The following is a 19,935-nucleotide window of genomic DNA, read 5'->3' on the forward strand; positions in this document are numbered from 1 at the left end:
CAGCTTCGTGGGGAGGATGTCATGACCGACACGCAGACGGAGAAGCGCACGTCCGGCAGGCAATGGGGCCTGGGGTTCCTCCACGGTCCATCGCAGATCTACTTCCAGATCAACATCATCACCGGCATCCTGGTGCTCGCGGCCTTCGTCGTCGCGGACTGGCGGATGGGCGTGCTGGCGGCGATCGGCGCGATCGGCGGCATGCTCGGCGGCCGCGCGGTCGGGTTCCCGCCCAGCAGCGTGGAAGCGGGCATGCAGTCCTTCTGCGGCACGCTCGTGGGCGCCGCGGTCTTCGCGGCGCTCGGCGGCGACGCATGGTGGTCGTACGTGCTGGCCTTCGTCGGCGGTGTCGCGACCGGTCCGGTGACCTGGCTCGTCAACGCCCTGTTCACCAAGACGCCGCTGAAGGTCTACAACCTGCCCTACACCACCGCGCCCTTCGTCATCGTCGCCACGATCATCGCGCTGTCCACGCTGAGCCTCGCGGTCGCGTCGTCGCCGTCGGATCTCCCCGACGAGCCGTTGCCGGCCTTCCTGCTCTCGCTGCTGACGAACGTCTCACAGGTGGTACTCGTCGACAGTCCCATCGCGGGAGCGCTGATCCTTCTCGGCCTGTTCATCGCGAGCTGGAAGGTGGGGCTCGCGGCGATCATGGGATCGTTCGTCGGCACGCTGACGGCCATCGCGATGGGGGAGACTTGGAGCGAGATCGCCAACGGGCTGGCGAACTACTCGGGGGTGCTCACCGCCATCGCGTTGGCCGTGACGTTCCTGAAGAGCAGCACCGGCTCATGGTTGTACTCGCTGCCGTGGATCGTGGTGACCGCGGTCGTGACCCTCGTCATGCACCGGGCAGGCCTCGACACCTACACCTGGCCGTACATCCTCACCACGTGGGTCGCGCTCATCGTCGCGCACTACATCCCGGGTCTCAAACGCTCGTGACCGGTGCCATCGGCTCTGCGCTCGACATGGGGTAGAGGAAGCGCAGGGCCGGTGACACCATGAGGGCATGTCCGAGTCCTCGGCGTTCCCCGAGCACGATGCGCTGCATGCGGCGGCGCGCGGCGAGGACCTCCGTGCGGCGATCTCGACGCTGCGGTCCCGCGGCGAGCGGGTGACCGCGCCGCGCCGCGCGGTGCTCTCGGTGCTCGCCGCCCGAGCGGACCACCTGACCGCCGACGACGTGGCCGCCCTCCTCGGCGACGGGGACGTGCACCGCGCCACGGTGTACCGCACCCTCGACCTGCTCGCGGCATCCGGTGTGGTCTCGCGGCAGCACGTGCCGGGCGGGGCCGCGCGCTACCACCTGGCCACGACCGGGGGTCGGCGACGCCACCTGCACGGTCAGTGCACCGACTGCGGCGCGGTGGTGATGCTGCCGCCGGAAGCGCTGCGCGCGGCAGGACGGACGCTGCGAGCGATGACGGGCTTCGACTGGTCGCCCGATCAGAGCACGTTCAGCGGCAGATGCGCCACGTGCGTCGACCTCGCGCGCTGAGGCCGGGTGCCGGCTGCGGCTAGGGTGCCAGACGCGTGGGACCGCGGAAGAGGTAGGTGACCTCGCGGATCGAGTCCTGCCCGAGCAGCAGCATCAGCACGCGGGCCAGGCCCATGCCGAAGCCGCCGTGCGGCGGGGCGCCGTAGCGGAAGAAGTCGAAGTAGAACTCGAGGTGCTCCTGCTCCAGACCCTTCTCGCGCGCCTGTTCGATGAGCACGTCGACGCGGTGCTCACGCTGTGCACCGGTCGTGATCTCGACACCCTTGAACAGCAGGTCGTACGACTTCGTCAGCCCGGTCTGCTCGTCGCGCATGTGATAGAACGCGCGGATCTCGGGGTGGTAGTCGGTGATGAAGACGAACTGGTGGCCGTACGTCTCCTCGACGTACGCCGAGATCTGCCGCTCGCCTTCGGGGTCGAGGTCGCCATCGGTGCGGGGGATGTCGTAGCCGCGGCTCTTCACGATCTCGCGGGCCTCGGCCAGCGGGATGCGGGGGAACGGGATCGCCGGCACCTGCACCTCGATGCCGAACAGCTCCTCGATCTCGGCCCCGTGCTTGTCCTTGACGGCCTGGATCGCCGTCTGCAGCAGTTCCTCCTGCATCGCCGCGACATCCTCGTGCGAGTCGATCCAGCTGATCTCGGCGTCGATCGAGGTGAACTCGGTCGCGTGGCGGCTGGTGAACGACGGGTCGGCCCGGAAGGCGGGGGCGATCTCGAAGATCTTGCCGAAGCCGGCGACCTGGGCCATCTGCTTGAAGAACTGCGGAGACTGCGCGAGGTACGCGGTCTTGTCCTCGAAGTAGGGGACCTCGAACAGCTCGGCGTTGGACTCCGAGGCGGAGGCCATGAGCTTCGGCGAGTGCACCTCGATGTAGTCGCGCTCGATCCAGTAGGACCGCATCGCGTGCTCGAGCGTGGTCTGCACGCGGAAGATGAGGTTGTTGCGGCGCTGGCGCAGGTCGAGGAAGCGCCAGTCCATGCGCTTGTCCATGCCGCTGTCGGCGGCGATGGGGGTCTCGGGGAGAGCAGCGGATGCCACCTCGAGCGAGCCGATCTTGATCTCGACGCCCCCGAGCTTGACGCGCTCGTCGTGCTTCAGCTCGCCGGTGACGGTCAGGAACGTGCCCGTGGTCAGCTCGGAGATGAGCGAGGTCAGCGCCAGCTTGTCGGCATCCGGCTCGGGTGCGTCGACCGCGTCGGCGGCGGGCGGACGGGTGGCCGGGTTGACCAGCTGCACCGCCCCCGTCTCGTCGCGCAGGATGACGAACTGCACCTTCTTCTGGTCGCGGACCGTCTCGACCCATCCGGATACCGAGACGGGTCCATCGGGGAGACCCTGCAGCTGCTGGACGAGAACGCGTTCACTCACGATCGACCAGTCTACGTGGGCGGACGGGGCGTGCCCCCACCCCACTTCGGGGGCATCCTCCAGGTTTCCGGCCGCGCTGTTCCCTATCGTGGGAGGAATGACGCCTGACGCCGTGATCGCCGCCGCCGCCGCCCCCTCGGACGGCGGCTGGCTGACCGCTCTGGCGGACTGGACGGTGTCGCTCATGGACACCATCGGCCCGATCGGCGCCGGCGCCGCCATCGCGCTGGAGAACCTGTTCCCGCCGCTGCCGAGCGAGGTGATCCTGCCGATGGCGGGACTGGCTGCCAGTCGCGGCGGGTTCACGCTGTTCGAAGCGCTGTTCTGGACCACCGCGGGATCGGTCGTCGGCGCGTTCGCGCTCTACGGCATCGGCGCCTGGCTCGGCGCGCGCCGGCTGACCGCCTTCGCGGACAAGATGCCGCTGCTGCACCCGGAGGACATCGACCGCACGATCGCGTGGTTCCTCAAGCACGGCGGCAAGGCGGTGTTCTTCGGGCGGATGCTGCCGATCTTCCGCAGTCTCATCTCCATCCCCGCCGGGATCGCGCGGATGCCGCTGTGGCGCTTCGGCCTGCTCACCACCGCCGGCAGCCTCATCTGGAACACCATCTTCGTCCTCGCCGGGTTCTTCCTCGGCGAGCAGTGGCACATCGTCGAGACGTACGCCGACGTGCTGCAGTACGTCGTCATCGCGGTCACGGCCATCGGTGTCGCCTGGTTCATCTACGTGCGCGTCCGCGCGCTGCTGGCCGCGCGCGGCACCCCCGGCGCCGACGCGGTGTAGCCGCACTCAGCGCGCGCTCAGCCTGCGCACAGACCGGGCCACCGTAGACTTGGCGGGTGCCCGCCGATCGCCTTCACCTCGTGCGCCACGGCGAGGTCCACAATCCTGGCCGCGTGCTGTACGGACGGCTCCCCGGATTCGGGTTGAGCGCCGACGGCCGCCGCATGGCGCGGCAGGCTGCCGAGTACGTCGCATCGCTCGACCGGCCGGTGGGGAGTCTCGTCTGCTCGCCGCTGCAGCGCACGCAGGAGTCGGCGGAGCCCTTCACCGAGATCTTCGGCATCGAGCCACTCGTGGACGAGCGGGTCATCGAGCCGACCAACGTCTTCGAGGGCCGGCGGATGAAGCGGGCCATGTTCAACCCGTGGAACTGGCGCCACCTGCTCGCTCCCGCGCTTCCCAGCTGGGGCGAACCGTACCTGCAGGTCGTGGCACGCATGGATGAGGCGATGCGCGAGGCATGGGAGCGGACGGAATCGGGTGACGTGGTCATCGTCTCCCACCAGCTGCCCATCTGGGTGACGCATCTCTCGGTGACCGGGGCGGCGCTGCGCCACAACCCCACTCAGCGGCGCTGCGCGCTGTCGAGCGTGACGAGCTTCGACCTGGCCGATGACGAGTGGTCCGAGGTCGCCTACGCCGAGCCCGCCCGCCTGGACGGCGCCGTCGACGTGGGGGCGGTGTGATGCCCGCCGCACGCGCGTCGTCCTCCCGTACCCGCTCCGCACGCCGCCGGCTCCGCGCGGCCACCGCGGCGCTCGCCGCGGTGGCCCTGGCCGGGTCGCTGGCGGCCTGCACGGCTCAGAACGACGACCTGGTCGACGCCTACCGCGAGGGTGATACGTCCGGCTTCGTCTCCCGCGACTTCGCGGCGACCGAGATCGCGCTCGACGCACGCGACGAGGCGATCGTCTTCTCCGGCACCGGCGTGGACGGCAGCACGATCACCAGCGACGACATGCTCGGCGACGTCGTCGTCGTGAACTTCTGGTACGCCGGGTGCGGGCCGTGTCGCGCCGAGGCGCCGTTCCTGCAGGAGGCGAACGAGGAGTTCGCCGACGCCGACGTGTCGTTCCTCGGCGTCAACATCTACGACGAGGCCGCCACCGCCGAATCGTTCGATCGCACCTACGGCATCACCTACCCGTCGGTGCTCGCCCACCGCGACCCCGACCTCAAGCTCGCCTTCGCCGAGGTGACGTCGCTGCAGGCCGTGCCCACGACGCTCGTGCTCGACGCCGAGGGGCGGCTGGCCGCGCGCATCATCGGGCAGCTCCCCGACGCCTCGATCCTCACCACCCTGGTGCGCGACACGCTCGCGGAGACGCCGTGAGCCCGTTCGGGATCGTCTTCGACGGTGCGCTGTGGCTGGCGATCCCGATCGCGCTGCTCGCGGGGCTGGTGTCCTTCCTGTCGCCGTGCGTGCTGCCGCTGGTCCCCGGCTACCTCGGCTTCCTCGGCGGCGCCGCGCCCGAGCGCGCCGGCGCGCGCGCGGGCGGACGCTCACGACTGCTCTGGGGCGTGCTGCTGTTCATCGCCGGGTTCACGGCGGTGTTCGTCGCGATCTTCGTGCTCGGCGGCACGCTCGGACAGCTGTTCATCCGCTTCCAGGACCCGATCACGCGGGTGCTGGGCGTGGTGGTGATCCTGCTGGGTCTGGTGTTCATCGGCCTCTTCGGCGTCGCCCAGCGCACCGTGCGCCTGCGCACGAGAGACAATCTCGGGCTCGTCGGCGCCCCTCTGCTGGGGGTCGCCATGGGGATCGGCTGGGCCCCGTGCATCGGCCCCACGATGACGGCGATCCTGGCGATCTCGATCAACCAGGGCGACCCGGTGCGCGCCGGCATCCTGGGGGTGGCCTACTCGCTGGGGCTCGGGGTGCCCTTCATCCTGCTCGCCGTCGGCTTCGGCTGGGCGACCCGCTCGGTCACGTTCGTCAAGCGCCACATCCGCGCGATCAACATCACGGGAGGGGTGCTCCTCATCGCACTCGGACTGCTCATGGTCACCGGGGTCTGGACGGACCTGCTGTCGCGACTCGGGGCGGTGATCGGAAGTGTCCAGCTCCCGCTCTGACGACGGCACGCTCACCGAGCAGCCCATCGACGGCCCGCTGCGCCCCAGCGATCACGCCGATGGCGCCGGTGACGGCATCCGCGGACCCGCGCTGGGTGGAACCGGGTGGCTGCGGTGGGGCTGGCGACAGCTGACCAGCATGCGCACCGCGATCGTGCTGCTGCTGCTGCTGGCGATCGCGGCCGTTCCCGGCTCGATCGTGCCGCAGCGCTCGGCCGACCCCAACGGCGTCACGCAGTTCCGCTCCGACAACCCCGACCTGTATCCGGTGCTCGACGCGATGAGCATGTTCGACGTGTACACGTCGCCCTGGTTCTCGGCGATCTACCTGCTGCTGTTCATCTCGCTGATCGGCTGCGTCATTCCGCGCACCAAGCACCACTGGAAGGCGCTGCGCTCACGCCCGCCGCGCACGCCTGCACGGCTGACCCGACTCGACGACCACACCGATGCGGTCGTCACCGTGCCGGAGGGGCGGGATGCCGACGCCGTCGCCGCCGAGGCGATCGCCCTCGCCGACGAGCAGCTGCGCAAGGCCGGGTATCGGGTGGAGCGCTACGACGACCGCGGGACGATGTCGGTGTCGGCCGAGCGCGGGTACCTGCGCGAGACCGGGAACCTCGTCTTCCACGCCTCCCTGGTGGGGGTGCTCATCGCGGTGGGCGTCGGCGGCGGGTACACCTATACCGGCCAGGACGTGCTGGTGGAGGGACAGAGCTTCGTCAACACGCTCGCGGACTACTCCTCGTTCAACCCCGGACGGTTCGTCGACACCGAGACGCTGCCGCCGTACTCGATGACCCTCGAGGAGTTCCAGGTCAGCTACGTGCCCGTCGGCGAGCAGGGAGCCGGTCAGGCCGGGGACTTCGCCGCGGTGCTGACGACGCGGGTGCCCGGCGGCGACGAGCAGCCCGCCGAGGTGCGGGTGAACCACCCGGTCGACATCGAGGGCGACCGCATCTATCTGATGGGCAACGGCTACGCGCCGACGCTCACGATCCGAGACGCCGACGGCGACGTCGTCTACAGCGAGTCGGTGCCCTTCCTGCCCCAGGATGCCGCGATGACGTCGCTCGGCGTGGTGAAGGTGCCCGACGGCATGCCCGAGCAGCTCGGCATGGTCGGTTTCTTCTACCCGACGGCAGCCGCCCTCGGGACCGGGGCGCTGACCTCGGTCTATCCCGACCTGGTGAACCCGGTGCTGACCCTCGACGTCTACGCCGGCGACCTCGGCATCGACGACGGCACGCCACGTTCGGTGTACACCCTCGACCCCGAGGGCATGGAGCAGCTGACCGGCCGCGCGATCGGCGTCGACTCGATCGAGCTGGCGCCGGGGGAGACCGCCGACCTGCCCAACGGGTGGGGGACGATCACCTTCGAGAACACGTCGCCGGCCGGCGTCGCCGGCTACGCCGAGTCGGTGCCCCGGTTCGCGTCGCTGTCGATCCACCGCGACGTCGGTGCGCCGTGGGTGCTGCTGTTCGCGGTGCTGGCGACGACCGGGCTGATGGTGGCGCTGTTCGTTCCCCGCCGCCGCATGTGGGTGAAGGCGACGGTCGACGGCGACGCCGTGCGGCTGGAGTACGCCGGCCTCGCCCGCGGCGAGGACCCGACGCTGCGCGCCGCGGTCGACGACGTGGCGCGCCGCCACGGCGACGCCCTCGAAAGCCGTCTCCGAACCCGCGAGTGACTGTTCCCGCGCCCGCGCGCACTCGTTCCACCCCCTTGTTCCGCCCTCTGCGCCCCGGTTCCCCGGGACGCGCCCGACGTAGACTGGATGCCATGCCTGCGACCGAAGCGCTTTCGCTCGACGACGTGTCCGTGCTGCTGGTGTGGACCGCGATCGCGATCTATGCACTGGCCTTCATCGCGTACGCGGTGGACCTGGCCCGCCGCTCCGAGCAGGCTGTGAAGGCTCAGGACACCCGCGCCCGCACGCTCGTGTCCGCCGCTGCGACCGCGGGAGCCACCGGATCCGCCGCCGGAGGCGGTTCGCCGGACCCCGCGGCATCCGCCACCGACGTCGAGGCCCGCCCGAGCGAGCGCCCCCGGCACCTCTGGGCCCGCATCGCCACGGCGATGATGTGGCTGGGCTTCCTCTTCCACGTCGCCGCCGACGTGCTGCGCGGTATCGCCGCCGAGCGCGTGCCGTGGGCGAACATGTACGAGTTCGCCCTCACCGGCACGATGCTGATGGTCGCGGTGTACCTGGGCGTGCTGTTCCGGTACGACCTGCGCTTCCTCGGCGCGTTCGTCAGCGGCCTGGTCGTGGTTCTGCTGGGCGGGGCGACCCTGGCGTACTACGTCGAGGTGCAGCCGCTCATGGACCCTCTCAAGAGCGTGTGGCTCGTCATCCACGTGTTCGTGGCTTCGCTGTCGACGGCGTTCTTCGCCCTCGCGTTCGCCCTGTCGGTGCTGCAGCTGTTCCAGGTGCACCGCGAGGCGAAGCTGCGGCGTCTGGCCGAGACCGACAGTGCGTCGCTGGCCGCCCCGGGCGCCGGATCGCGTCTGCTGCGCACGCTGCCGAACGCCGACACGCTCGAGTCGCTGGCCTACCGCTTCGCGATCATCGGCTTCATCTTCTGGACCTTCACCCTCATCGCCGGATCGATCTGGGCGAACGAGGCGTGGGGCCGCTACTGGGGCTTCGACACGAAGGAAGTCTGGACCTTCGTGATCTGGGTGCTCTACGCCGGCTACATCCACGCCCGCGCCACGCGCGGCTGGCGCGGCGTGCGTTCGGCGTGGCTGTCGATCATCGGCTTCGTGACGGTCATCTTCAACTTCACGATCGTCAACCAGTTCTTCAAGGGGCTGCACGCCTACAGTGGCCTGAACTGACCGACCGGCACCCGCCCCCGGGCGGGTGAGTGGATGCCGCCAGGTCCACCGGTCGCTCAACTCGACCGGCGGGCGACGTCCGCTTCTCGGCGCAGGCGGTCGAGAGCCTCCGCGTTGTCCGTCACGTCCTCCTGCGACGCGACTTCACGCGCTCCGCTCATACTTCGTCTCCAGAAGCGCCAGGACGTCGTCGTAGAGCGCGGCGAACGTCTCCGGCGACGCGAACACCCGGATGGACAGCTCGGCGAGGGTGAACTGCTCGATGTCGTTCATGGAGGTCATCCTCGCGTTCGCTCCCCGTCTCCTCCACCTCACGGCCCCGGCCCTCACCCCGAACCGCACCCGGACGCTCGACTCCTGATCGGCCACGGACGTCGACGAAGAACACACCGTCCCACCGAACGACGCAACGGGCGCGCCACCCGAAGGCAGCGCGCCCGTTGCGGAGCGCCTCGACGTGGCGGCTACACCGCGGCCGCCGCCACGATCGCCTTGGCCGACGTGGAACGGCGCCGCGCGACCACGAGCGTGGAGGCGATGAACGCCAGCGCGCCCCAGACGATCAGCCCGGCCACCGCGGCGCCGACGCCGCCGGCGTCGGTCAGCGCGCCCAGCAGAGCCTGGTACGCGGGCGTGGTGGGCATGAGCCCCGCCAGGGAGGCGAGCACCCCGGGCACCGTCGACACCACGCCGGTCGCGACGGCGAGCACGCCGACGAGGGCGGCGATCCAGCGGCCGGCGCCGCCGAACACGGCGATGAGCGCCTGGTTGACGGCGGCGAAGGCGACGCCGGCCAGCACGCACAACAGGGCGAACAGCGACCAGGTGCCGCCGTCGTAGTCTGCGGCCAGCTGCACCACGATCGCGACCAGCAGGCCCTGCGCAGCGCCGATCGCGGCGGCGGGCGCGAGCGATCGCAGTGCCAGCAGCACCGACGGGCGGCGCGAGGTGAGGGCGCGGGCCGAGACGGCGCGCAGCGCGACGAACGAGGCGACACCGCCGAACCACAGCGCCAGGGTCACCAGCAGCGGCACGGCGGATGCTCCGAAGAGGTTGTTGCCCAGCCCCTCGGCGGCCACCGGGTCGGCGACGACGGAGGCGAGGTCGGCTGCCTCCTCGTCGGTGTAGGACGGCAGTGCGTCGGTCGCGGTCGTCAGCCCTTCCGAGAGCGTGTCGGCCCCGCCGGCGAGCTCGCCGATGCCGTCGGCGAGGGCATCCGCGCCGTCTGCGGCATCCGTCGCCCCCGAGGTCAGCTGATCGGCACCGGATGCCAGCTGGGAGGCGCCCGTCGCCAGGGCGCCCGCTCCGCCGCCGAGCTCCCGCACGCCGCCCGCGGCCTGCTCGGCGCCGCCCGCGAGACCGGCGACGCCGTCGGCGATCTGCCCGGACTGCGCGGCGATCTCGGTCAGGCCGGCTCGCAGCTGCGGCAGGTCGTTCAGGCCCTGCAGCGCCCCTCCGATCGGTCCGGCCTGCCCCACGAGCGTGGTGAGCGTGGGCAGCAGCTGCTGGGACTGCCGGCTCGCCGCCTCGAGCTGCGTGCAGAGCTGCGGGGTGGCGGCCGGGTCGCACGCCGCGGCGAGGGCCGCGAGCTGGGTCGCGGAGTCGGTCAGCTGACCGATGATGGCGTCGCTGTTCGCACCGATGCCCGCGAGGGCGTCGGTGAGCTGCGCCGGCACCTGCGCCTCGCTGGGAAGCTGCGCGGCGATGCCGTCCAGCGCTCCGGCGACCTGACGCTGGCCGTCGGCGAGGGTCGTCGCTCCGCCGGCGAGGGTGTCGAGACCGTTCGCGGCCTGCGTCGCGCCGCCCGCGAGCTGCCCGGCACCCGATGACAGTTCGCGTGCACCGTCGGCGATGGCGCCCGCTCCCGTGCCCAGCGCCCGCACGCCGTCGGCGAGGCTCGTCGTGCCGTCGGCGATCGTGCGTGCGCCGTCGCCCAGCTCTGCGGCGCCGTCGGCGGCCTCGCCCAGCTGGTCGCCGAGCGTCGTGAAGCCGAGGAAGACGTTCTCCAGGTACACCTGCGACAGCTCGCTGCCGAGCAGCGATGCGGCGGCCTGCGTGACCTGGGCGGTGATCGCCTCGTCGACGATCAGGCTGTCGGGCGCGGTCTCCACGACGATCGTCGCCTGCTCGGGGGTGCTGCCGGGCGCGGTGGAGGTGGCGGCGGCGGAGAAGTTCTCCGGAATCGTCACGATGGCCGCGTACGTCCCGTCGGCGAGCCCGTCGCGGGCGTCGTCGTCGTTGGAGATGGTCCAGGTGAGGTTGCTCGGCAGCTCATCGGACCCCTCGACCAGGCCGGCGGTGAGCTGGCGACCGAGCGGAACCATCTGGTCGTCGATCGTGACCGGTTCGTCGTCGTTCACCACGGCCACGTTCATCGCATCGAGGCGCTCGACCGGGTTGTACAGCGCGGCGACCAGGACGCCGCCGATGAGCACCGGCAGCAGCAGCACCCCGATGAGGGTGAGCCACGTGACGGGGCGACGCGAACGGGCGCGCTCGAGGGGGAGGGTCATGCGTGGGCCTTGCTTTCGGCGAATCGGGGGGAGCCGGCGTCCGCGTCGCGGCGCAGGGAAGCCGGGTCGTCCAGGGTCAGAAGGATCGCATCGGTGCGGCCGGCATCGGCGAGCACCGCGCGGGCGGTGCCGTCGGCGCGACCGGATGCCACGATCGTGAGGGCCGCGCGGGGGTCGCTGGAGCGTTCCCGCAGCGCGTCGACAGCCGCGCGCAGCAGCTGGGCCGCGGTCTCGCGCTGCTCGACGGGAAGGGTGTCGAGACCGTCGATGACCACCAGCCGCGGTGAGCCCGACAGGGCGTGACGGAGAGCGCGGATCGGGTCGTCGGGGGCATCGAGCAGAGCGACCGACACGTGTGCCCGCACCCAGGCGGCGCGCCCGGGCAGCAGGTGGCCGGCCACCCGCAGCAGGCCGGCGTCGGGGGTGATGCGACCGGCGATCATCAGCGCGAACGCCCGCGCGGCGCGGGGGTCGCCGTCGACGATCAGCGTGCCGCCGTCGGGGACGCGCACGTCGACGTCGGCGAACAGGGGGATGTCGTCGTGGCGACCGCCGTCGGCGGTGAGCGTGAGCCCATCGCCGGCGATGGCGGCCGGCTGCTCCGGCCAGTGCGCCGTCGCGAGCTCGCGCTCGACGGCCTCGCCCTCGATGTCGAAGTGGGGGAGGCGCCGGTCGAGCCACCGGGGGATGCGCCAGGCGCGCTCGCCCAGCAGCGCCATGACGGCCGGCACCAGCGTCATGCGCACGAGGAACGCGTCCACTGCGATGCCGGCGGCCAGTCCCAGCGCGATCGGCTTGATGGAGGAATCGCCCTCCGGGACGAACGCGGCGAACACAGCGAACATGATCACGGCGGCCGCGGTCACCACGCGAGCCGATGCGGTGAAGCCGGAGCGCACCGCGCCGACGGCGGTGTGGCGATCCGATCGACCGCCGCGGTCGCGCCGGGCGTGCACGTAGTCCTCCCGCATCCGCGACACCAGGAACACCTGGTAGTCCATGGCGAGCCCGAACAGCACGCCCATCAGGATGATCGGCATGAAGCTGATGACCGGGCCGGTGCGGGTGACATGCAGCAGGTCGGCGAACCAGCCCCACTCGAACACCGCCGCGACGACGCCGAACGAGGCGGCGACGGACAGCAGGTAGCCGGCGGCGGCGGTCAGGGGCACCCAGATGGAGCGGAAGACGATCGTCAGCAGGATGAGCGAGAGGCCGACGACGAAGAGACCGAAGGGCAGCAGCGCCTCGCCGAGCCGGTCGGAGATGTCGATGCCGACGGCGGTGAACCCGGTCACCACGAGGTCGACGCCGTACTCGTCCAGCAGCCGGTCGTGCTGGGCGCGCAGCTCGCGCACGAGATCGGCGGTGGCCGGGTCGTCGGGCGCCGTCTCGGGCACGATCTGGATGAGGCCGGTGTCGGCGGTCTCGTTGGGGGTCGCGAGCGCCACCTCGGCGACGCCGGGGATCTTCTCGATCTCGTCGGCGAGGTCGCTCATGAGGCCCAGGGGGTCGGTGGATGTCACGATCGTGCCCGTCATCACCAGGGCGCCGTTGGTGCCGGGGCCGAAGTGCTCGGCGGTCAGGTCGTAGGCCTGGCGGGCTTCGCTCGACGGCGGCTGCACGCCGGCGTTGGGAAGGGCGAGGGTGAGGGATGCCGCGGGGATCGCGACGACGCCGAGCCCCACGATCACGGCGATGGTCGTGACGACGGGATGCCGGGTGACTCCGGTCACCCAGCGCTGCGCGAAGCCGCGGTCGCTGCGGGGCGCCCGGGCCTTGCGAGGACGGCGCGGCGCGCGGCGGGGACGCCCCGCCACCCGGCCCTTGGCGAAGCCGAGCAGCGCGGGAGTGAGCGTGATGGCGACCGCGACGGCCACGGCGACCGACGCGGCGGCGGCGATGCCCATCGTGGTGAGGAAGGGGATTCCCGCGAACGACAGGCCGATCAGCGCGATGAGCACCGTGACACCGGCGAAGACGACCGCCGAGCCGGCGGTGCCGGTGGCCCGTGCGGCGGACTCCTCCGGCTCGACGCCGGCGCGGACCTGGTCCTGGTGGCGGGCGACGATGAACAGCGCGTAGTCGATCCCGACCGCCAGTCCGAGCATGATCGCGAGCATCGGCGCCGTCGACGGCACGGACTCGAACGCCGTCGCGACGTAGATCAGGGCGATGCCGAGCCCGACACCGATGAGGGCGCTGACCAGCGGGAAGAAGGCGACCGCGATGGAGCGGAAGGTGACGATCAGCACGAACAGCGCGATGAGCACACCGACCGCCTCGATCAGCGACAGGGTGGGGATCGACGTGCCGAACAGGTCGCCGCCGAGCGCGACCTGGGCGTCCGCGGGCAGTGCGTCGCGGGCGTCGGCGGCGATCGCGCGCATCGCATCGGTGGTCTCCTGGGAGACGTCGATCGACTGGCCGTCGAACTGCAGGCGCACGATGGCGGCGCGCTCGTCGTCGGACACGAGACCGGACACCATCTCGTCGAACGGGTCGGTCACCGCCAGCACGCCGTCGAGGTCCTCGAAGGCCGCGACCGTGTCGTCGATGGCATCCACGTACGCGTCATCGGCGACGGTGTCGCCGTCGGCGGCCACGATCACCAGCTGGGCGCTCGTGCCGCTGGCCTGCGGGAAGGTGCGCTCCAGCAGCTCGATGCCCTCCTGCGCCTCGGTGCCGGGGATCCTGAACGCGTCGTCCGTCCCCTTCATGAAGGCGAGGGCGCTGCCCCCGACGATGGCCAGCAGCAGCAGCCACCCGATGAGGACGCGCCACGGGTGGCGGTACGACCAGCGGCCCAGGGAGAACAGGAGAGTGGACACGGCGTCCTTCGATCGAGGTCGGACAATCTCGATACATCACTGTATCCGATACACAGGTGTATCCTAAGGGCCACAGGGTGTGCCAATCTGTGGAACACGTGTGAAGAGAGGGACAGGGCCATGGTCGATGTGCGTCCACCCGTCCGCAGCCGTGAGAACACGCGCGGACGGCTCATGGATGCCGCTCTCGACGTCTTCGCGCTCGTCGGACTGGACGGAGCATCGGTCGAGGCCATCTGCGAGCGCGCCGGCTTCACCCGCGGAGCCTTCTACTCCAACTTCGCCTCGAAGGACGAGTTGTTCCTGGCGATCATCGCCCGCCTCGCGGAGGCCAAGGTCGAAGAGGTCGAAGCGCGTGTGCGCGACCTGGGCGAGCTCGGCACCCCGCTCGGCCCGACCGAGATCACCCACCGGGTGGCCGACCTCTCGATCGGCCCCAGCATCGACCCCGCGCTCACCGGAGAGATCCGGGCGCAGGCCCTGCGCGACCCCGAGATGGCACGGGCGTACCTGGAGTGGCAGGACGGCATGATCGCCCGCATCGCGCAGATCGTGTCGTCGCTGGTGGACACCTACGGCTTCCGGCTGCGGCTGCCCGCCGACGAGGTGGCACGACTGTTCGTCGAGATCGCCGACGACACCGCGACACGAGCGGCGCTGCAGGGCATGGACCGGGCGGAGGCCAACCGCCTGCTCAACGAGCGCGCCCAGCGTCTCGCCGGCGCTCTGGTCGACCTGCCCGCGAGCTGAGCCCCGATCCGTCGGGTTGCGGCGCGGGTCGCTAGCCGGCCGCGGTGCCGGCGTCGGCCTGCGCGGCCAGCAGGGCGTGGCAGCGCGCGATGCGCGCGAACCACCAGTCCCGGTGGGCGTCGTCGACGGCGAGGGCGCGCACCACGGCGTCGTCCACGGCGACCCGGCCCACGCGCAGCATCCCGTCGATCGGCGCGAGCGGCGGCGTCGTCACATCGGCGGTGAACAGCGCCGCCGTCCCCAGTCCGCAGTCGTAGTCGAGGTCGGGCAGGGCCGCCGCCAGGGCCACGCCCATCGACAGGCCGACCGAGGTGTCCAGGGCGCTCGAGACGACCGCCGGCAGTCCTGCCTCTGCCACGATCCGCAGCGCCCGGTGCACGCCGCCGAGCGGCTGGGCCTTGACGACGAGGATGTCGGCGGCGCCCGCCCGGGCGACCGCGAGGGGGTCGGTGGCTTTGCGCACGCTCTCGTCGGCGGCGACCGGGATGTCCATGTAGCGGATGCGGGCGCGCAGTTCGGCCAGCTCGGGAACGGTCGCGCAGGGCTGCTCGACGTACTCGAGGTCGAACGGCGCGAGGGCGTGCACCGCATGCTCCGCCTCGTCGACGTTCCAGCCCCCGTTGGCGTCGACGCGCACCCGGCCCTCCGGGCCCATCGCGGCGCGGACGGCGCGGACGCGGGCCACGTCGTCGGCGAGCACCTGGCCGCGCTCGGCGACCTTGACCTTCGCCGTGCGGCATCCGTCGTAGCGGGCCAGGACACGGGCCACCTGTTCGGCCGGCACGGCGGGCACCGTGGCATTGACCGGAATGCGGTCGCGCTGGACGGTGGGCTGCCCCGCCCAGCCGAAGTCGACAGCGCCCGCCAGCCACGCCGAGGCCTCGGCGTCGTCGTACTCCGCGAAGGGCGAGAACTCCGTCCATCCGGCCGGACCGCGCAGCACGACGGCCTCGCGGACGTCGACCCCACGGAAGCGGGTGGCCAGCGGCAGGGCGACGACGGCGGCGTTGCGGAGGATGTCGTCGAGTGCGGGAAGCGGAGTCACCTTCCCATCCTGGCCCGGCCGCGCGCGGCTCGCCCGGGTCCGCGCCGTGCATACCTGCCACCGGTGCGGAACTTCGATGATTGCATCAATGTGTTATTGACTATAGTGTGTGTCGCACAGTACAGTGTGATCCATGAGCGAGAACGAAGCCCTCGACACCCACCTGCAGGAGCTGCGGCGCGGCACGACGGTGCTGGCGTGCCTGCGGCTGCTGCAGCAGCCCGGCTACGGGTACGGGCTGCTCGAGGAACTGAGCCGGCGCGGGTTCGACACCGACGCCAACACGCTGTACCCCCTGCTGCGCCGACTGGAGAAGCAGGGGCACCTCACGAGCGAGTGGAACACCGACGAGGCCCGGCCCCGCAAGTTCTACCGCACGAGCGAGGCCGGGCAGCGCCTGGCCCGTGCCCTCACCGCCGACTTCACCGCGATCGCCGACGCGATCGCCGGCCTCCCCGAGGAGAACTGAGATGCCCACCACCACCGCCACCCTCACCGACCGCTACGTCGAAACCGCCATGCGCACGGTGCCCGAGAAGCAGCGGCCCGACCTCGCCGCCGAGCTGCGCGCATCGATCGAGGATGAGATCGAGGCCCGCATCGCCGCCGGCGACACCCCGGATGCCGCCGAGATCGCCGTGCTCACCGAGCTCGGCGATCCCGACGCGCTGGCGGCGGGATACATCGACCGTCCGCTCTGGCTGATCGGCCCGAAGTACTACCTGACGTGGTGGCGCCTGACGAAGCTGCTGTGGGCCATCGTGCCGGCCTGCGTCGCGTTCGCCGTCGCCCTCGGCCAGGTGCTGGCGGGGGAGAGCATCGGCACCGTCATCGGCGCGGTCGTCCCCGCGGTGATCTCGGTCATCGTCAACATCGGCTTCTGGACGGCGCTGGTGTTCTTCATCATCGAGCGCTCCACCGGAGACAAGGATGCCGCCGTCGTCTCCGCGTGGACCCTCGACCGCCTCCCGGAGAAGAAGGAGCGCGGCGCGGGCCTCAGCGACCTCGTCGCGAGCCTGGTGTTCCTCGCGCTCGCGGCCGGCGCCGTCATCTGGGACCAGCTGTTCGGCCTGGCCTACCTCACCGACGCCGGCGGCTGGCTGCCGGCGCTGTCTCCGGCGCTGTGGCCCGGGTGGATCCTGGGTCTGCTCGCCCTCATCGTGCTCGAGGCGCTGCTCATGACCGTCGTCTACCTGCAGGGCCGCTGGACCGCAGTGACGGCCACCGTGAACGCCGCGCTCAACGTGGCCTTCGTCATTCCGCTGCTCTGGCTGCTGTCGCGGGGGGAGCTGCTGAACCCGGAGTTGTTCCCCGGCCTGATCCCGGCCGGCTCGGCCGACACCGTCGAGACCGTGCTGGTGACGCTCCTCGGCTTCGGAGCCGTCGCCATCGCCGCCTGGGACACGATCGACGGCTTCCTCAAGGCGCGTCGCGCCCGGTGACACCGGACGCCAGAAGAGAGGCACGAAAATGGAATCGATGGCCACCGGCGACCACACCAGCCGCTACATCGCGGCGGCAACGCGGCCCCTGCCGGCGCGCGAGCGCGCCGACCACGCCGCCGAGCTGCGCGCGTCGATCCGCGACCAGATCGACGGTCGTCTCGGGCAGGGGCAGGACGCCGACGCCGCTGAGATCGCCGTGCTCACCGATCTCGGCGACCCGGCCGTCCTCGCCGCCGACTACGCCGACCGACCGCTGCACCTTCTCGGCCCTCGCTGGTACCCCACATGGCGGCGCATGCTGCGGATCGTGCTGTGGAGCGCGCTGCCGTTCGTCGCGTTCGCCGTCGCCCTGGCGATGGCCCTCGAGGACCGGCCGTTCTGGGGGATCGTCGGGCCGACGATCGGCGTCACGCTCGCCGTCGGCGCCGGCATCTTCACGGGCATGACGCTCGTCTACGCCGCCCTCGAACGCGCGGGGGAGCAGGCGCAGCCGTGGAACGTCGAGCAGCTGCCGGGGGGCGATGCCGACCAGATGTCGCCGGTCGGCCGCGGCGAGTGGATCGCCGGGATCCTCGCGGTGGGCTTCGCCATCGCGGGGCTTGTCGTCCTCACCGTCCCGTGGGACATCGACGGCCCCGGGCGCCTCTCGGTGCTCGATCCGGCGCTGTGGCCGTGGAACCTCGTCGTCGGAGTGCTGCTGGTCCTGGCCGGTGCTTTCGCGACGCTGCGGGCACGCATCACCGGGCTCTGGGGGAGGGGCAGCGCAATAGCCGGCGCCCTGCTCGCGCTCGCGTGGGCGGTGCCGATCGTGGTGCTGACGGTCACCGGTCGGCTGTGCGATCCCGCGTTCGTGGCGTACCTCGACATCGACGCCGACGCGAAGACGGCGATCGCGGGCTGTCTCGTCGCGGGCGCCGTCGCGATCGCGGGCTGGACCGTCTTCGCCGCCGTGCGGCGTGCGCGCCGCGCCGGCTGAGGCGATCGGGTGGATGCCGCCCCGTGCGGCATCCACCCGCCTTAGGCTGTGCCGCATGCCTCTTCTCGACACGCCCGTCCGCCTGGGGATCCAGCTGCAGCCCCAGCACGCCCTGTACCCCGACTTCCGCGAGGCCGTCATGCGGCTGGAGGAGATGGGGGTGGACGTCCTGTTCAACTGGGACCACTTCTTCCCCCTCTCGGGCGATCCCGACGGCCTGCACTTCGAGTCGTGGACGATGCTCGCCGCCTGGGCGGAGCAGACCGAGCGTGTCGAGTTCGGGGCGCTGGTCAACTGCAACAGCTACCGCAACCCCGACCTGCAGGCGGACATGGCCCGCACCATCGACCACATCTCGGCCAAGGGCGGCACCGGACGGTTCATCTTCGGCACCGGGGCCGGCTGGTTCGAGCGGGACTACGACGAGTACGGGTACGAATTCGGCACCCCGGGCTCGCGCCTGCGCGACCTCGAGCAGGGTCTCGCCCGCATCGAGCGGCGCTGGGAGAAGCTCAACCCGGCCCCGACCCGGCGGATCCCGGTGATGATCGGAGGCGCGGGCGAGCAGAAGACGCTGCGTCTGGTCGCCCGCCACGCCGACATCTGGCACAGCTTCGTGGGGCCCGACAACCTGTCGCACAAGCTCTCGGTGATCGAGAAGTGGGCCGACGTCGAGCAGCGTCCGACGGATGGGCTCATCATCTCCAACGAGTTGAAGGACCGTGACGAAGACGTCGCCGACGCCCTCTACGACCACGGTGTGCGCCTGTACACCCTCGGCTTCCAGGGGCCCGACTGGGACTACGCGCTCGTCGAGCGGTGGCTGCGCTGGCGCGACGGCAAGAACGCCTGACAGGCTCCGTCGCCCACGGTGGCCGGGAATAGGCTGGAGCCATGGTCTCCGAGCTGTTCGACCCGGCCGCGTGGGTGCCCGCGCCCGGCGCCGATGCCTACACCGACATCACCGCGCATGTCTCCACCGACGGGCGCATCGCGCGCATCGCGTTCGACCGGCCCGAGGTGCGCAACGCCTTCCGGCCGCACACCGTCGACGAGCTGTACCGGGCGCTGGACATCGCGCGGCAGGACTCGCGCATCGGCGTCGTGCTGCTCACCGGCAACGGCCCCAGCCCCAAGGACGGCGGGTGGGCGTTCTGCTCCGGCGGCGACCAGCGCATCCGAGGCCGCGACGGCTACAAGTACGAGGGCGATGAGGCGTTCGTGCCCGACCCCGCCCGCTCCGGGCGCCTGCACATCCTCGAGGTGCAGCGGCTCATCCGCTTCATGCCGAAGGTCGTCATCGCGGTGATCCCGGGATGGGCGGCCGGCGGCGGGCACTCCCTGCACGTCGTCTGCGACCTGTCGATCGCGTCCCGCGAGCACGGAAGGTTCAAGCAGACGGATGCCGACGTCGGCTCGTTCGATGCCGGGTACGGGTCGGCCTACATGGCGCGCCAGGTGGGGCAGAAGATCGCCCGCGAGGTGTTCTTCCTCGCCGAGGAGTACTCCGCCGACCGAGCGTACGAGATGGGCGCGGTCAATCGCGTCGTGCCGCACGCCGAACTCGAGCGCGAGGCGATCGCGATGGCGCAGACCATCCTCACCAAGTCGCCCACGGCGATCCGCATGCTGAAGTTCGCCTTCAACGCCGTCGACGACGGCCTGGTGGGCCAGCAGGTGTTCGCCGGGGAGGCCACGCGCCTGGCCTATGGCACCGACGAGGCCGTCGAGGGACGGGACGCGTTCCTCGAGAAGCGCGACCCCGACTGGTCGCCCTACCCCTGGCACTACTGAG

General features: G+C 71.2%; 19 protein-coding genes. 14 read left to right on the forward strand and 5 right to left on the reverse strand.

Features of this window, described 5'->3' with window-relative positions:
- The first annotated feature begins 21 nt into the window (after positions 1 to 21).
- A complete protein-coding gene (locus QNO26_RS02855) occupies positions 22 to 945 on the forward strand; it encodes an urea transporter (protein WP_257526124.1) in 924 nt (307 codons plus the stop codon).
- Positions 946 to 1,012: 67 nt separating this feature from the next.
- On the forward strand, positions 1,013 to 1,501 hold the full coding sequence (locus QNO26_RS02860; RefSeq protein WP_257526123.1) for a Fur family transcriptional regulator: 489 nt from the start codon (positions 1,013 to 1,015) through the stop codon (positions 1,499 to 1,501).
- 19 nt (positions 1,502 to 1,520) lie between these two features.
- Here the strand turns inward: QNO26_RS02860 and aspS are convergent, their stop codons facing one another.
- Entirely contained in the window at positions 1,521 to 2,873 is a 1,353-nt protein-coding gene (aspS, locus tag QNO26_RS02865) for an aspartate--tRNA(Asn) ligase (protein WP_257526121.1), read from the reverse strand.
- Positions 2,874 to 2,970: 97 nt separating this feature from the next.
- Here aspS and QNO26_RS02870 point away from each other — a divergent pair, with 97 nt between their 5' ends.
- The 6 genes from QNO26_RS02870 (at position 2,971) to ccsB (ending at position 8,580) form a co-directional block, all read left to right on the forward strand.
- On the forward strand, positions 2,971 to 3,660 hold the full coding sequence (locus QNO26_RS02870) for a DedA family protein (RefSeq protein WP_257526120.1): 690 nt from the start codon (positions 2,971 to 2,973) through the stop codon (positions 3,658 to 3,660).
- A 56-nt stretch (positions 3,661 to 3,716) separates the two neighbouring features.
- The gene (locus tag QNO26_RS02875; protein WP_257526119.1) at positions 3,717 to 4,346 is read left to right on the forward strand and encodes a histidine phosphatase family protein; all 630 of its coding nucleotides are present in this window, start codon (positions 3,717 to 3,719) and stop codon (positions 4,344 to 4,346) included.
- Positions 4,346 to 4,993, forward strand: coding sequence for a TlpA family protein disulfide reductase (locus tag QNO26_RS02880; RefSeq protein ID WP_257526118.1), 648 nt, complete (start codon positions 4,346 to 4,348; stop codon positions 4,991 to 4,993). The genes QNO26_RS02875 and QNO26_RS02880 overlap by 1 nt, the downstream gene beginning before the upstream one ends.
- Positions 4,990 to 5,736: a cytochrome c biogenesis CcdA family protein gene (locus QNO26_RS02885; protein ID WP_257526117.1), complete on the forward strand. Its 747-nt coding sequence runs from the start codon at positions 4,990 to 4,992 to the stop codon at positions 5,734 to 5,736. Before QNO26_RS02880 ends, QNO26_RS02885 begins: the two co-directional genes overlap by 4 nt.
- On the forward strand, positions 5,717 to 7,429 hold the full coding sequence (gene resB, locus QNO26_RS02890) for a cytochrome c biogenesis protein ResB (RefSeq protein WP_257526116.1): 1,713 nt from the start codon (positions 5,717 to 5,719) through the stop codon (positions 7,427 to 7,429). Before QNO26_RS02885 ends, resB begins: the two co-directional genes overlap by 20 nt.
- 92 nt (positions 7,430 to 7,521) lie before the next feature.
- Positions 7,522 to 8,580: a c-type cytochrome biogenesis protein CcsB gene (gene ccsB / locus QNO26_RS02895; RefSeq protein WP_257526115.1), complete on the forward strand. Its 1,059-nt coding sequence runs from the start codon at positions 7,522 to 7,524 to the stop codon at positions 8,578 to 8,580.
- A gap of 144 nt (positions 8,581 to 8,724) precedes the next feature.
- Here ccsB and QNO26_RS02900 read toward each other — a convergent pair whose 3' ends face one another.
- The 3 genes from QNO26_RS02900 to QNO26_RS02910 form a co-directional block, all read right to left on the reverse strand.
- Complete coding sequence (locus QNO26_RS02900) at positions 8,725 to 8,853, reverse strand: hypothetical protein (RefSeq protein ID WP_257526114.1); 129 nt, start codon at positions 8,851 to 8,853, stop codon at positions 8,725 to 8,727.
- Positions 8,854 to 9,044: 191 nt separating this feature from the next.
- Positions 9,045 to 11,093, reverse strand: a complete 2,049-nt coding sequence (locus QNO26_RS02905; protein ID WP_257526113.1) for a YhgE/Pip domain-containing protein — start codon at positions 11,091 to 11,093, stop codon at positions 9,045 to 9,047.
- Complete coding sequence (locus tag QNO26_RS02910; RefSeq protein WP_257526112.1) at positions 11,090 to 13,924, reverse strand: MMPL family transporter; 2,835 nt, start codon at positions 13,922 to 13,924, stop codon at positions 11,090 to 11,092. The genes QNO26_RS02905 and QNO26_RS02910 overlap by 4 nt, the downstream gene beginning before the upstream one ends.
- A 120-nt stretch (positions 13,925 to 14,044) precedes the next feature.
- Here QNO26_RS02910 and QNO26_RS02915 point away from each other — a divergent pair, with 120 nt between their 5' ends.
- Positions 14,045 to 14,674: a TetR/AcrR family transcriptional regulator gene (locus tag QNO26_RS02915; RefSeq protein WP_257526111.1), complete on the forward strand. Its 630-nt coding sequence runs from the start codon at positions 14,045 to 14,047 to the stop codon at positions 14,672 to 14,674.
- 31 nt (positions 14,675 to 14,705) lie between these two features.
- On the opposite strand, the gene QNO26_RS02920 is transcribed toward QNO26_RS02915, so the two are convergent.
- The gene (locus tag QNO26_RS02920) at positions 14,706 to 15,719 is read right to left on the reverse strand and encodes an o-succinylbenzoate synthase (protein ID WP_257526110.1); all 1,014 of its coding nucleotides are present in this window, start codon (positions 15,717 to 15,719) and stop codon (positions 14,706 to 14,708) included.
- A gap of 133 nt (positions 15,720 to 15,852) precedes the next feature.
- Here QNO26_RS02920 and QNO26_RS02925 point away from each other — a divergent pair, with 133 nt between their 5' ends.
- The 5 genes from QNO26_RS02925 to QNO26_RS02945 are packed head-to-tail and all read left to right on the forward strand — an operon-like array spanning position 15,853 to position 19,934.
- Positions 15,853 to 16,188, forward strand: a complete 336-nt coding sequence (locus QNO26_RS02925) for a PadR family transcriptional regulator (protein ID WP_257526109.1) — start codon at positions 15,853 to 15,855, stop codon at positions 16,186 to 16,188.
- 1 nt (position 16,189) lies between these two features.
- Entirely contained in the window at positions 16,190 to 17,161 is a 972-nt protein-coding gene (locus QNO26_RS02930; RefSeq protein WP_257526108.1) for a permease prefix domain 1-containing protein, read from the forward strand.
- A gap of 37 nt (positions 17,162 to 17,198) precedes the next feature.
- A complete protein-coding gene (locus QNO26_RS02935) occupies positions 17,199 to 18,140 on the forward strand; it encodes a hypothetical protein (protein WP_257526107.1) in 942 nt (313 codons plus the stop codon).
- Between the two features lie 55 nt (positions 18,141 to 18,195).
- Entirely contained in the window at positions 18,196 to 18,993 is a 798-nt protein-coding gene (locus tag QNO26_RS02940) for an LLM class F420-dependent oxidoreductase (protein ID WP_257526106.1), read from the forward strand.
- A 41-nt stretch (positions 18,994 to 19,034) separates the two neighbouring features.
- Positions 19,035 to 19,934 carry a 1,4-dihydroxy-2-naphthoyl-CoA synthase gene (locus QNO26_RS02945; protein WP_257526105.1) on the forward strand — a complete coding sequence of 300 codons (900 nt, stop codon included), beginning with the start codon at positions 19,035 to 19,037 and terminating at the stop codon, positions 19,932 to 19,934.
- Position 19,935: the final 1 nt, after the last annotated feature.

Origin of the sequence: Microbacterium sp. zg-Y1090, from assembly GCF_030246945.1 — a bacterium.
GTDB lineage: Bacteria > Actinomycetota > Actinomycetes > Actinomycetales > Microbacteriaceae > Microbacterium > Microbacterium wangruii.

Bases quoted from the DNA above. Each gene is read 5' to 3' on its own strand.
- QNO26_RS02915 (WP_257526111.1), top strand. From the start codon at position 14,045: ATGGTCGATGTGCGTCCACCCGTCCGCAGCCGTGAGAACACGCGCGGA.
- QNO26_RS02900 (WP_257526114.1), bottom strand. From the start codon at position 8,853: ATGAACGACATCGAGCAGTTCACCCTCGCCGAGCTGTCCATCCGGGTG.
- QNO26_RS02930 (WP_257526108.1), top strand. From the start codon at position 16,190: ATGCCCACCACCACCGCCACCCTCACCGACCGCTACGTCGAAACCGCC.
- ccsB (WP_257526115.1), top strand. From the start codon at position 7,522: ATGCCTGCGACCGAAGCGCTTTCGCTCGACGACGTGTCCGTGCTGCTG.
- QNO26_RS02870 (WP_257526120.1), top strand. From the start codon at position 2,971: ATGACGCCTGACGCCGTGATCGCCGCCGCCGCCGCCCCCTCGGACGGC.
- QNO26_RS02860 (WP_257526123.1), top strand. From the start codon at position 1,013: ATGTCCGAGTCCTCGGCGTTCCCCGAGCACGATGCGCTGCATGCGGCG.
- QNO26_RS02905 (WP_257526113.1), bottom strand. From the start codon at position 11,093: ATGACCCTCCCCCTCGAGCGCGCCCGTTCGCGTCGCCCCGTCACGTGG.
- QNO26_RS02945 (WP_257526105.1), top strand. From the start codon at position 19,035: ATGGTCTCCGAGCTGTTCGACCCGGCCGCGTGGGTGCCCGCGCCCGGC.
- QNO26_RS02925 (WP_257526109.1), top strand. From the start codon at position 15,853: ATGAGCGAGAACGAAGCCCTCGACACCCACCTGCAGGAGCTGCGGCGC.
- QNO26_RS02880 (WP_257526118.1), top strand. From the start codon at position 4,346: ATGCCCGCCGCACGCGCGTCGTCCTCCCGTACCCGCTCCGCACGCCGC.
- QNO26_RS02855 (WP_257526124.1), top strand. From the start codon at position 22: ATGACCGACACGCAGACGGAGAAGCGCACGTCCGGCAGGCAATGGGGC.
- QNO26_RS02940 (WP_257526106.1), top strand. From the start codon at position 18,196: ATGCCTCTTCTCGACACGCCCGTCCGCCTGGGGATCCAGCTGCAGCCC.
- QNO26_RS02935 (WP_257526107.1), top strand. From the start codon at position 17,199: ATGGCCACCGGCGACCACACCAGCCGCTACATCGCGGCGGCAACGCGG.